This is a genomic window from Streptomyces sp. 150FB (assembly GCF_000818195.1).
Classification (GTDB): Bacteria; Actinomycetota; Actinomycetes; order Streptomycetales; family Streptomycetaceae; genus Streptomyces.
Window position 1 is genome coordinate 1,644,597 of sequence record NZ_JTHL01000001.1, and the last position, 12,145, is coordinate 1,656,741.

Genomic DNA, 12,145 nt, shown 5'->3' on the forward strand with positions numbered 1-12,145 from the left:
CCGCCGCCGCCGTGACGGTCGTGCTGTGGGCGTCGGCCTTCGTGTCGATCCGCAGCGCCGGCGCCGCGTACGCGCCGGGGGCGCTGGCCCTGGGCCGGCTGCTCACCGGCTCACTCGTCCTCGGGCTGGTCTGCCTCGTGCGGCGCGAGGGGTTTCCGGCGCGTGCGGCCTGGCCCGGGATCGCCGCCTCCGGGGTGCTCTGGTTCGGCGCGTACATGGTGATGCTCAACTGGGGTGAGCAGGAGGTCGACGCCGGCACCGCCTCGATGCTGGTGAACATAGGCCCGGTGCTCGTGGCGCTGCTCGGCGCGCGCTTCCTCGGCGAGAGGCTGCCGCCACGGCTGCTGGCCGGCATGGCGGTGTCGTTCGCCGGCGCGGTGGCCGTGGGGCTGTCGATGTCGGGCGAGGGCCACTCGTCGGTGCTCGGTGTGGTGCTGTGCGTGCTGGCCGCCGTGGTGTACGCGGGCGGGGTGGTGTCCCAGAAGCCGGCGCTGGCGCGGGCGAGCGCGCTCCAGGTGACGACCTTCGGCTGCCTCGTGGGGACGGTCGCCTGCCTGCCGTTCGCCGGTCAGTTGGCGGGCGAGGTGGCGGACGCGCCGCTGTCGGCCACGCTCAACGTCGTGTACCTGGGCGTGTTCCCGACGGCGCTGGCGTTCACCACATGGGCGTACGCCCTGGCCCGTACGACGGCGGGCCGGATGGGCGCGACGACCTACGCCGTACCCGCGCTGGTCGTCCTGATGTCCTGGCTGTTCCTGGACGAGGTCCCGCTCGTGCTGACGCTCGTGGGCGGCGCCGTGTGCCTGGCCGGGGTCGCGGTGACCAGGTCCCGGCCGGGGCGCGGCCCGGCCCGCGCGGCTGAGCGGGCCGGGCCTTGAGGACGGGCCGAACGCACTCAGGCGGCGGCGCGTTCGCCGACGGGCCGGCGGCGCAGGTTCGGGCGCTGGATCGCCGGCGGCCGGTAGGCCATGTCCAGCTCGCCGACATCGGTGCCGGGCGCGACGATCTCGTCGATGCGGTCGAGGATTTCGTCCGAGAGGCTGACGTCGACACCGGCGAGCAGGTCGTCCAGTTGCTCCATGGTGCGCGGCCCGATGATCGCCGAGGTGACGCCGGGGTGGGCGATCGCGAAGGCCATCGCCAGGTGGGTCATCGGCAGGCCGGCCTTCTCGGCGAGCGGGACGATCTGCTCGACGGCGTCGAGCCGCCGCTCGTCACTGAGGTGCGTGAAGTAGGCGGCGCGGCGCAGGTCGGTCCCCGCGCCTTTGCGGACGCGCCCGGTGAGCATGCCCTGAGCGAGTGGGCTCCATACGAGCGTCCCCATCCCGTAGCGCTCGGCGACGGGCAGGACTTCGCGTTCGATGCCACGGCTGAGGATCGAGTAGGCAGGCTGCTCCGTCCGGAACCGCTCCAGGCCGCGTCGTTCGGCCACCCACTGCGCCTCGACCATGTCCGAGGCGGGCATGCTCGACGAGCCGATCGCCCGGACCTTGCCGCTGCGGATCAGGTCCGTCAGGGCCGAGAGCGTCTCCTCGATGTCGACGGCCGGGTCCGGCCGGTGGATCTGGTACAGGTCGATGTGGTCGGTGCCCAGCCTGCGCAGCGAGTTCTCGACCTCGGTGATGATCCAACGGCGCGAGGTGCCGCGCTCGTTGGGGTCCTCACCCATGGCGCCGAACACCTTGGTGGCGAGCACGACGTTGTCGCGGCGGCCCTTCAGCGCCTTGCCGACTATCTCCTCGGACTCCCCGTGGGAGTACATGTCGGCGGTGTCGATGAAGTTGATGCCGGCGTCCAGGGCCTTGTGGATGATCCGGATCGAGTCGTCGTGGTCCTGGTTGCCGATGGTGCCGAACATCATGGCGCCCAAGCAGTACGGGCTGACGTGGATGCCCGTGCGGCCCAATGTGCGGTAGCGCATGGTTCCCCTCCAGTGGCATGGCGTAGCATGCGATAAGCGGAACGGCTTATCAGATAGCCACGATACGGAACACCTTCTCACTTACGCAAGGGGCTCGGAGTTGAGCGCGGCCACACCTGAACCGGCACGACGCGTTCGCGCCGACGCGCAGCGCAGCATCGACGCGCTGGTCGAAGCGGCCAGGGAGGTCTTCGGCGTATCGGGCGTGGACGCCCCGGTGCGTGAGATCACCGGCAGGGCCGGGGTCGGCCTCGCCACCTTCTACCGCCACTTCCCGGAGCGGTCGGACCTGGTCACCGCCGTATTCCGGCATGAGGTCGACGCCTGCGCCGACACCGCGGCGACCCTGGCCGACGCGTACGGGCCGCTTGAGGCCCTCGTACGCTGGTTGCGCCGCTTCACCGAGTTCGTCGGGGCCAAACAAGGGCTCGCGGCAGCCCTGCACTCCGGCAATCCCGCCTTCGAGCCGCTGCCCGCGTACTTCCGGCAGCGTTTCGAACCCGCCCTCGGATCGCTGCTCGCCGCCGCGGCCGCCGCCGGGGAGGTCCGCGCCGACGTCGACCCGCTGGAGCTGCTGTACGCGGTGTCCCGCCTGTGCTCCTCGGGCGTGGACCATGCCGGCGACGAGCGCATGGTCGCCCTGCTCATCGACGGACTCCGCTTCGGAGCCGGGCCTAAGGCCTAGGCGTATTGCCCTGTCCGCCGGAGACTGACCGATCCGCTCCCCCGGGGAGCGGCGGCATCAGAAGACGATCAGCGCCCGGCCGCCGCGGCCCGCCCGCATGTCCTCGAAGGCCGCGGGTATGCCGTCGAAGCCGATCCGCGCGGTGACCATGGAAGCGAGGTCGAAACGGCCCGCCGCGATGTGCCCGGCGAGGACCGGCAGATCCTGCACGGGGTCGCCGTTGCCGTAGACGCAGCCCGAGAGCGTGCGGCCCTGGTGGAACAACTCCAGCGCGTTGAAGGTCACTTGCTGGTCCTTGCCGCCGATGCCGACGACCGTCGTACGGCCGCCCCTGCGGGTCGAGTCCCAGGCGGTACGGATGGTCGCGGCGCGGCCGACGCACTCGACTGCGACGTCGGCGCCCCTGCCGCCGGTGAGGCTCCTGATCTCCTTGACGGTGGTGTCGGAGGCGACGACATACGCGGTGGCACCGGCGGCGAGCGCCAACTCCTCCTTCTCCGGGGAGACATCGACCGCGATGACGGTCGAGGCCCCGGCGATCCGCGCGGACTGGAGCGTCGCGAGACCCACCCCGCCGACGCCGAACACCACGACCGACTCCCCTTCGGCGACCCGCGCCGAGTGGTGCACGGCGCCGTATCCGGTGAGGACGGCGCAGCCGAGCAGCGCGGCGTCGGTGAGGGGGATGCCCGCCGGGAGCGGCAGCACACAGGTGGCGGGGACGACGGTCTCCTCGGCGAACGCGGCGACGTTCAGGCCGGGGTGCAGCTCGGTGCCGTCGGCCGTACGGGCGTGGACGCGGGCCGCGCCGGACAGCGCCTGGGCGCAGAGCCAGACCTCCCCGACGACGCAGGCGTGGCAGGTGCCGCAGGACGGCGCCCAGTTGAGGACGACCCGGTCGCCCGGGGAGACATGGGTGACCCCGTCGCCGGCGGCGATAACCGTACCGGCGCCTTCGTGGCCGAGGACCGCGGGCACCGGGACGCGCAGGGTGCCGTCGGACAGCGACAGGTCGGAGTGGCAGACCCCGGCGGCGGCGATACGGACGCGCACCTGGCCGGGGCCGGGCTCGGGGAGTTCGATGCCCCGGATCTCCAACGGGGCGCCCACGGCGGGCAGGACGGCTGCGCGGATCATGAGGCGTGCTCCCTTGCGATCAGACTTTCAGAGGTGCCGAGTTCCAGAGGCCTGGAGCTTCAGAGCTGGAGCGACTTCGTCTGGAGGTACTCGGAGAGTCCGTGCGTGCCGAGTTCACGGCCGACGCCCGACTGCTTGTAACCGCCGAACGGGGCAAGGGGGTTGAAGGCGCCGCCGTTGATGTCGACCTGTCCGGTGTCCATCCGGCGGGCGAAGGCGACGGCCTCGCTCTCGTCCCGGGACCAGACGGCGCCGCCGAGGCCGTAGACGGTGCCGTTGGCGATACGCAGCGCGTCCTCCTCGTCCTGGTAGCGGAGGATGGAGATGACCGGGCCGAAGATCTCCTCCTGCGCGATGGTCATCCCGGGAGTGACGTCGGCGAAGACCGTCGGCTCGACGTAGTAGCCGGTGGGCTGCGAGGTCTCGGCGCCGCCGACCACGACGCGGGCGCCCTCCTCGATGCCCGTGTTGATGTAACCGCGCACCCGCGCCTGCTGTTTGGCGCTGACGACCGGGCCGAGGCGGTTCTCTCTGTCGGTCGGGTCGCCGGGTACGTATCGGGCGGCGGCCTTGCCCGCCAGCTCCACCGCCTCGTCGTACTGGTCGGTGTGGACCAGCATCCGGGTCCAGGCGTAGCAGGTCTGGCCGGAGTTGTTCATCACGCTGGCGACACCCACCTTGACGGCGGCGGCGAGGTCGGCGCCAGGCAGGATCACATTGGCGGACTTGCCGCCCAGTTCGAGCGCGACCCGCTTGACCGCGCCGCCCGCGACAGCGCCGATCCGCTTGCCGACGGCCGTGGAGCCGGTGAACGAGACGAGATCCACGTCCTGATGGGTGGCCAGCGCCTCGCCGGCGACCGGGCCGAGGCCGGTGACCAGGTTGAACACCCCGTCGGGCAGGGCGGCTTCCTCGACACACCGGGCGAAGAGCTGCGCGGTCAGTGGGGTGTTCTCGGCGGGTTTGAGTACGACGGTGCAGCCGGCGGCGAGGGCCGGGGCGACCTTCGCCACCATCATGTGCAGCGGGTAGTTCCACGGTGTGATCGCGCCGACGACTCCCACCGGCTCCAGGAACACCCGGGAGTTGCCGGTCCTCTCCTCGAAGGCGTATGTCGCCGCCAGCTCGGCGAACGAAGCGGCGACCCGGATCGGCACACCCGCCTGGACGTTCCGCGCGAATCCGATGGGCGCGCCCATCTCGGCGGTCATCGTCGCCGCCAGCTCGTCCTTGTGCTCGGCGAGCGCGTCGCGCAGCGCGGCGATCCGGACCGAACGCTCGGCGGGCCGGGTGGCGGCCCAGCCGGGGAAGGCGGCCCGGGCGGCGCGTACGGCATCGTCGACGTCCTCCGCCGTACCGGCGGGAACCTCCCCGATGACCTGCTCCGTCGCCGGATTGACGACGACGATGGTGTCGGTCCCCCTCGCCGGGCACCAGCGTCCGCCGATGTACATACCGTCGCGTGCCTTCATCGCCGCTCCCTCTTGGCTTGCCGAACAGCCCGTGCACACAGGCCACTTGCGCCGCGAAGGCCAAACTAGCGCTGTTAGTTTTCTGGCGCCAGACCAGTCGTGCGTGGTTGTGACGGTTCACACGTCGAGACCCGGGAGATCGCGCGGCGCCGGGCAGATCCGGCGGCCCTGGTGGTCGAAGACATAGAGGTGGGCGAGGTCGACGAGGAGCGGCACCTGCGCGCCCGTACGCAACCGCATGTCCGGGCTCGTACGGACGACCAGATCGCTCGCCGTGATGGCCGGCCTGTCCGGGCTGTACGCCGCCGGCTCGGCCGCCACCGGGTCGTCCATCACCACGACGGGCCCGCTGACATGCCCGGCGGCGCGCTCCCTGATGCGCTCCAGCATGCCGGGGCCGGCACTCCTGCGACGGCGCCCCGCGGGCCTCGGCCTGGCCGATTCGAGATCGGTCACCACGGCCGGCCTGGAACCGGTGTTGAGGTGGACCAGCGCCTCATGGCCCTGGTACTCCATGTGCTCGACGAGCCCGCTCAGCGCCACCTCACCGGGGCGTGCCCGGCTCGGCTGGGCGATCCTGACCGCCTCGGACCGCAGTCCGACGATGACCTGTCTGCCCTGCTGGACCCTGAGCAACTGGTGCTCGGGGCTGAGGGGTTCGGGCAGCGGCAGGCGCTGCCGGCCGAGGTCGATCGACATCCGCCCGTCGAGCGGCGCGTACACCACCGCTTCCAGCAGGTTGATGCGCGGTGTGCCGATGAAGGCGGCGACGAAGACGTTCTCCGGCAGGGCGTACACCTCGCGCGGCGGGCTCACCTGCTGGAGCACCCCGCCGCGCATCACGGCGACCCGGTCGCCGAGCGACATCGCCTCTGCCTGATCATGCGTCACATAGACGGTGGTGACGCCGAGTTCGGCGGTGAGCTGGGCTATCTCGGCCCGCAGATGGTTGCGGAGCTTCGCGTCGAGGTTGGACAGCGGCTCGTCCATCAGGAAGGCCGAGGGGCGCCGCGAGATGGCCCGTCCCATCGCGACCCGCTGGCGCTCGCCGCCGGAGAGCTGGCTCGGATAGCGGTCGAGCACGCTCTCGATGCCGAGCATCCTGGCGGTGGCCTCGACGCGTGCCGAGTTGTCCGTGCGCGGATTCTCCAGGCGCAGCGGGAAGCCGATGTTGTCGCGGTTGGTCATGCTCGGGTAGAGCGCGAAGTTCTGGAAGACCATGGCCATGCCGCGCTCGCGCGGCGGCACATGGTTGGAGCGCTCGCCGTCGAGCAGCAGTTCGCCGTCGCTGATGTCTTCGAGACCGGCGATCATCCGGAGCACGGTCGACTTGCCGCAGCCCGAGGGGCCGAGGAGTACGACGAACTCCCCCGGCATGATGTCGAGCGAGAAGCGGTCGACAGCGCGGGTCCGGCCGTACACCTTGCTGACGCTGTGCAGAGAGATGGCGCGAGACATGATGGATTCCGCCCGGGAGAAGGTGGTGGAGCGGCTGCGACGCCTGAAGTTAGCCGACTACTCGCGGTCAGGGAATGACTCGCGCACGGTCAGGACCGGGCCGTGGGCCCACCGCCCGGAACCCGTACGGCGGATGCGGTAATCGCCACCAGGACGGACGGCGTAGCCGGTGCGGGCCCGGGAGGTCCCGCCTCAGAGCCCGAGGCATGCCTCAGAGCAGTGCGCGCAGCTCGACGGGGAATCCGTTGAGTACGGCGGTGCCGGACAGCGGGTCGAGGCGCGAGCCGTCGAGGAGTTGGTTGACATTGACGCCGGGCGCCCTGCCCGCCACCGACATCCGGGTGCCGGGGCGGCTGTGTCCCCAGCCGTGCGGCAGGCTCACCACCCCGGCCCTGATGGTGTCGGTGATCTCGACGGGCGCCTCGATCGCTCCGCCGTCGGCGGTGATACGCGCGGACTTCCCGTCCTCAAGTCCCAGCCTGGCCGCGTCGGTCGGGTGGATCTGGAGGGTGCAGCGGTTCGAACCACCGCTCAGCGCCTGGATGTTGTGCATCCAACTGTTGTTGGAGCGCAGATGGCGGCGGCCGACGAGGACAAGCGTGTCGGTCCTGGCGGCCAACGCACCGCGTAGCCTGGGCAGATCGGCCGCGATCGGCGCGGGCAGCAACTCGATCCGTCCGCTGCGGGTCTTCAGCAGCTCGGGGACGCGGGGGCGCAGCGGCCCGAGGTCGATGCCGTGCGGGTGCTCCAGCAGCCGCGCGAGGCTCAGCCCGTCAGGAACGGCGCCGAAGCCGTCGCCGTAGGGGCCGAGGCGCAGCATCAGGTCGAGCCGCCGTTCGGGGCCGGTCCGTCCGGTGAGCCTGCTCGCGAGCTCCCGGGGGTCGCCGCCGTGGACGGGTGAGAGCGGGTCGGCGACGGCCTTGGTGAGGGTCCGGTCGACGACCAGGGCGTCGACGGTGGAGGGCTCGGCGCCGTGGTCGCCGCACACCGCGAGGATCAGCCGGGCGAGGATCTCGCTCTCGTCGAGCCTGTCACGCTCCAGCGGGACGGCTGCCGGGGTGAAGCGGACCTGGTTGTGCACGGCGAGGGCGTTGAAGGCGAAGTCGAAGTGCGCGCTCTGCGCGGGCGGTGGTGGGGGCAGGACCACATCCGCGTGCAGCGAGGTCTCGTTGAGGTACGGATCCACGCTGATCATGAAGTCGAGCCCGTCGAGGGCTCGGTCGAGGCGGTCGCCGTCAGGTGCGGACAGGACGGGGTTGGCCGCGAGGGCTATCACCGTACGGATCCGGTTCTCCCCGGGAGTCCCGATCTCCTCGGCGAGCGCGGCGAGCGGCAGTTCGCCCTTGGCCTCGGGGTGCCCGGAGACCCTGCTGGCCCAGCGGCCGAGGGTGAATCCCCTGCCCGGCGCCGCCGGCCGGGGCGCGCGGTCGGTCGCGGCGAGCGGGAAGAGCGCGCCGCCCGGCCGGTCGAGGTTGCCGGTGAGGACGTTCAGTACGTCGACCAGCCAGCTCGCGAGCGTGCCGTACTCGACGGTGCAGCTCCCGATGCGGCCGTAGACGGCCCCGGTGGGCGCCGCGGCGAGTTCGCGGGCGGTCGTACGGATTCCGTCCGCGTCGACGCCACACGCCGCCGCGACCGCTTCGGGGGTGAAGTCCCTTACGGCTTCGTGGACTTCGGCGACGTCCTGGACGTGGTCGGCCAGCGGTCCGAGGTCGGTGAGCTTCTCCTCGAAGAGGACCTGGGCGACGGCGGCGAGGAACAGGGCGTCCGTGCCGGGCCGGATGGCGATGTGCCGGTCGGCGAGCTTCGCCGTACGGGTACGGCGCGGGTCGACGACGGTCAGCGTGCCGCCGCGCGCCCGCAGCGCCTTGAGCTTGCCGGGGAAGTCGGGCGCCGTGCACAGACTCCCGTTGGACTCCAGGGGGTTGGCGCCGAGCAGCAGCAGATGGTCCGTGCGGTCGAGGTCGGGTACGGGGATCGCGAGGGCGTCGCCGAACAGCAGCCCGCTGGAGACGTGTTTGGGCATCTGGTCGAGCGTGCTCGCGGTGAAGATGTTGCGGGTGCCGACGGCCCCGAGCAGCAGCGACGGGTACAGACCGCCCGCCATGGTGTGGACGTTCGGGTTGCCGAGGACCACACCGACGGACTGCGGTCCGTGCTCCTCGATCAGCGGGCGCAGCCGGACGGCGATCACGTCGAACGCCTCGTCCCAGCCCACCTCCCGCAGCTCGCCGTCCTTGCGTACGAGCGGGACACGCAGCCGGTCGGGGTCGGAGTCCAGCTCCGCGAAGGACGCGCCTTTGGGGCAGATGAAGCCCTTGCTGAAGACGTCGTCGCGGTCCCCCCTGGCGCCGGTGACGCGGCTGCCCTCGATGGTGAGTGTCAGTCCGCAGGTGGCTTCACAGAGCGGGCAGATACGCGGGGCGGTATGCATGGGTCCTCCGGTCGGCGGCTGCGGTGACGACGATGACACATGAACACGCTTGAGCATACCGACCGGTACGGACGGAGACAGGCCCAGGAGCGGCGCACGGACGGCGGGGCTCCCGTTGACGGTCCGGGCGGGGAATCCTACGGTTGTCCATAGGATTCCAGCATTCCTCGACCACAGGAGCGGACGATGAGCGGCATCGAGCAGGCGAGGAAGACGGCCGAGGATCTGGCCCACTCCCCCGGCTTCGGCAACGAGCACAGTTCGGAGGCCGTGCCGGGCGCGCTGCCGCACGGCCGTAACGCCCCGCAGCGCGCACCGCTGGGGCTCTACGCCGAGCAGCTCAGCGGCAGCGCCTTCACCGAGCCCCGCGCGCACAACAGGCGGTCCTGGCTCTACCGCGTCCGCCCGTCGGCCGCGCATCCGCCGTACCGCCGTATCGACAACGGCGCACTGCGCTGCGCGCCCTTCACCGAGAGCGTGCCCGACCCCAACCGGCTGCGCTGGGACCCGCTGCCCGAGCCCGCCGAGGGGACCGACTTCCTGGCGGGGCTCTGGACGCTCGGCGGCAACGGGGACGCGACTCAGCGCACCGGCATGGCCATTCACCTCTACCACGCCAACGCCCCCATGAAGGACCGGGTGTTCGGCGACGCGGACGGTGAGCTGCTGATCGTCCCCGAGCGCGGCGGGCTGCTGATCCGTACCGAACTCGGCCTGCTCGCCGCCCTTCCCGGGCATGTGGCCCTGATCCCGCGCGGCGTGCGCTTCCGGGTCGAGCTGCTGGACGAGACCGCGCGCGGCTATGTCTGCGAGAACTACGGCCGCCCCTTCGCCCTCCCCGACCTCGGCCCGATCGGCGCCAACGGCCTCGCCAACGCACGGGACTTCCTGGCGCCGGTCGCCGCGTACGAGGACGTGGAGCGGCCGGTCGAGGTGGTCAACAAGTTCTGCGGCAATCTCTGGGCAGCGACCTACGACCACTCGCCGCTCGACGTGGTCGCCTGGCACGGCAACCATGTGCCGTACGTGTACGACCTGCGCCGCTTCAACGTCATCGGGTCCGTCAGCTACGACCACCCCGACCCCTCGATCTACACGGTCCTGACCTCACCCTCCGACACCCCGGGCCTCGCCGGGGTGGACTTCGTGGTCTTCGCGCCGCGCTGGCTGGTCGGCGAGGACACCTTCAGGCCGCCGTACTTCCACCGCAATGTGATGAGCGAGTACATGGGCCTGATCGAGGGCGCTTACGACGCCAAGGCGGCCGGCGAGGGCGGCTTCGTGCCCGGCGGCGGCTCGTTGCACTCGATGATGTCGGCGCACGGCCCCGACCGGGAGACCTTCGACCGGGCGAGCGCCGCCGAGTTGAAGCCGCAGAAGATCGACGACGGCCTTGCCTTCATGTTCGAGACCCGCTGGCCGGTGACCACCACGGCGCAGGCGGCGGGGGCTCCACACCTTCAGCAGGGGTACGACGCGGTGTGGCAGGGTCTTGAGCGCCACTTCAGGCCCTGAAACGAGGTCGCCGTGACCGCCTTCGCCCCCGACTCGCTGGTGCTGAACCGCAAACTGCCGCTCTGGTACCAGGTGTCGCAGTCACTGCGGGCCTCGATACTGGGCCGCACCCCGCTCGATCCGCTGCGGCTGCCCACCGAGGAACAGCTCGCCGCGCACTACGGCGTCAGCGTGCTGACGATGCGTCAGGCCCTCAAGGAGCTGGAGGAGGAGGGCCTGATCAGCCGGCACCGGCGGCGGGGGACCTTCATCGAGCCGGGCGCGCGGCGCGGGGCACCGCGCAGGCTGCTCGGGTCGATCGACACGATCGTGGCCCAGCAGTCCGGTGAGCTGACGAAGCTCCTCGGCCAGGGACCCGCCCCGGTCCCCGGTGAACTCGCCGATTACTTCCCGGGGTTGGCCGAGATCATGTCGTACACCCGGCTCCGCAGCGACAGCGAGAGCGGCGAGCCGGTCAACTGGGCGCACAACGCCGTCCGTCCGGACATCGCCGCCCGGATCGACCCCGCCGAGTTGGAGCACCGGCCGATGACCAAGGTGCTGCGCGACTCCGTCGGCGTACGGATCAGCCGGGTCACCGACACGGTGGAGGCGCGGCTCGCCGACCCGGCCACGGCCGAACTGCTGCGGGTGCCGCTGCTCAGCCCGATCCTGCACTACACGGGGGTGACCTACGACGAGGGCGGGCGGGTCGTGGATGTGGCCAGGATCCACTACCGGGGCGACCGGTTCGCGTTCTCGGTCACCGTCGAGCCCGGCTGAGGGGCTCCTGCGCGGGCCTGTTCCGAGTCTGGCCCGGGCCTGCCCCGGGCCCAGGCGCTTCCCGGTCCGTCCGCTCCGGCGGCTACCATTCCGCCGACGGCGCACAGGGAGAAACAGGGCGACGAGAGGACATGTCCGCATGACGGCGACGCGGTCCGGCGCTGCCGGTGACGCTCCGCTCTCCGAGGGCCCGTCCGGGGCCCCGCTGCTGAGCGATCTCATGCCGTGGTCGACGGCTCCGCTGCGGCTCGGCAGACCCTGGGTCCTGGCGCCGCACCCCGCGTCCCTCACGGCCCGCTGGGACCGGCTCGTCCGGGCCGAGGGCGCCGAGCGCGAGACGCTGTTCGAACCGAGCAGGGTCCGTACGCAGCACAGCGCCGTCGCCGCGCTGCCGGGGCGCCCGACGGGCACGGGACGGTTCGTACGGGAGTCGGGGCGCTGCCCGGAGCCGCTGCGCATCAGCCACGGCCCGTTCGACGAGCAGTGGTTGATCCCGGACCACCGGCTGATCGACGCGGCACGGCCCGAGTTGTGGCGGGTCGCCGACGACCACCAGATCTTCGCCGTCGAACAGGGTTACGTGCCGCGCGCGGCGGGTCCCGCGCTGCTGGTCAGCGCCCTGCTGCCGGACGGCCGTTCAGCGGCGGGCAGGCCGGGCCGGATCCGTCCGCTCCACCGCAGGCCGGGCGGCGCCGAGCCCAATCTCGCCCCGGGGCTCGCCGAGCTGCTGGCCGGGCGGTACGGCCAGGAGGTCACCGCGG

At 71.6% G+C, this 12,145-nt stretch carries 10 protein-coding genes; 5 read left to right on the forward strand and 5 right to left on the reverse strand.

The annotated features are described in order from the left end of the window. The coding region (locus QR77_RS06725; protein ID WP_040020279.1) for a DMT family transporter at positions 1-878 on the forward strand (878 nt) is incomplete at its 5' end. A 17-nt stretch (positions 879-895) separates the two neighbouring features. Here the strand turns inward: QR77_RS06725 and QR77_RS06730 are convergent. Continuing rightward, on the reverse strand, positions 896-1,921 hold the full coding sequence (locus QR77_RS06730; protein ID WP_040020281.1) for an aldo/keto reductase: 1,026 nt from the start codon (positions 1,919-1,921) through the stop codon (positions 896-898). A 100-nt stretch (positions 1,922-2,021) separates the two neighbouring features. Here QR77_RS06730 and QR77_RS06735 point away from each other — a divergent pair, with 100 nt between their 5' ends. Continuing rightward, positions 2,022-2,606: a TetR/AcrR family transcriptional regulator gene (locus QR77_RS06735; protein ID WP_040020283.1), complete on the forward strand. Its 585-nt coding sequence runs from the start codon at positions 2,022-2,024 to the stop codon at positions 2,604-2,606. 57 nt (positions 2,607-2,663) lie between these two features. Here QR77_RS06735 and QR77_RS06740 read toward each other — a convergent pair whose 3' ends face one another. The 4 genes from QR77_RS06740 to QR77_RS06755 form a co-directional block, all read right to left on the reverse strand. Continuing rightward, a complete protein-coding gene (locus QR77_RS06740; RefSeq protein ID WP_040020284.1) occupies positions 2,664-3,743 on the reverse strand; it encodes a zinc-binding dehydrogenase in 1,080 nt (359 codons plus the stop codon). A 59-nt stretch (positions 3,744-3,802) separates the two neighbouring features. After that, a complete protein-coding gene (locus tag QR77_RS06745) occupies positions 3,803-5,215 on the reverse strand; it encodes an aldehyde dehydrogenase family protein (protein WP_040020286.1) in 1,413 nt (470 codons plus the stop codon). Between the two features lie 117 nt (positions 5,216-5,332). Further along, positions 5,333-6,673 (reverse strand): ABC transporter ATP-binding protein, encoded by a 1,341-nt coding sequence (locus tag QR77_RS06750; protein WP_040020288.1) that lies wholly within the window; start codon positions 6,671-6,673, stop codon positions 5,333-5,335. Positions 6,674-6,884: 211 nt separating this feature from the next. Next, entirely contained in the window at positions 6,885-9,107 is a 2,223-nt protein-coding gene (locus QR77_RS06755; protein ID WP_040020290.1) for a molybdopterin oxidoreductase family protein, read from the reverse strand. Positions 9,108-9,293: 186 nt separating this feature from the next. On the opposite strand from QR77_RS06755, the gene hmgA reads away from it, so the two are divergent. From hmgA to QR77_RS48340, 3 genes are all read left to right on the forward strand, one after another. Beyond that, positions 9,294-10,622: a homogentisate 1,2-dioxygenase gene (hmgA, locus tag QR77_RS06760; protein WP_040020291.1), complete on the forward strand. Its 1,329-nt coding sequence runs from the start codon at positions 9,294-9,296 to the stop codon at positions 10,620-10,622. A 12-nt stretch (positions 10,623-10,634) separates the two neighbouring features. Continuing rightward, on the forward strand, positions 10,635-11,384 hold the full coding sequence (locus QR77_RS06765) for a GntR family transcriptional regulator (protein ID WP_040020292.1): 750 nt from the start codon (positions 10,635-10,637) through the stop codon (positions 11,382-11,384). Between the two features lie 139 nt (positions 11,385-11,523). Continuing rightward, positions 11,524-12,145, forward strand: a 622-nt coding sequence (locus QR77_RS48340) for a type ISP restriction/modification enzyme (RefSeq protein ID WP_347359771.1), incomplete at its 3' end; no start/stop codon positions are given.

Coding starts and splice junctions, on each gene's coding strand:
- QR77_RS06730 (WP_040020281.1), bottom strand. CDS start 1,921: ATGCGCTACCGCACATTGGGCCGCACGGGCATCCACGTCAGCCCGTAC.
- QR77_RS06740 (WP_040020284.1), bottom strand. CDS start 3,743: ATGATCCGCGCAGCCGTCCTGCCCGCCGTGGGCGCCCCGTTGGAGATC.
- QR77_RS06745 (WP_040020286.1), bottom strand. CDS start 5,215: ATGAAGGCACGCGACGGTATGTACATCGGCGGACGCTGGTGCCCGGCG.
- QR77_RS06750 (WP_040020288.1), bottom strand. CDS start 6,673: ATGTCTCGCGCCATCTCTCTGCACAGCGTCAGCAAGGTGTACGGCCGG.
- QR77_RS06755 (WP_040020290.1), bottom strand. CDS start 9,107: ATGCATACCGCCCCGCGTATCTGCCCGCTCTGTGAAGCCACCTGCGGA.
- hmgA (WP_040020291.1), top strand. CDS start 9,294: ATGAGCGGCATCGAGCAGGCGAGGAAGACGGCCGAGGATCTGGCCCAC.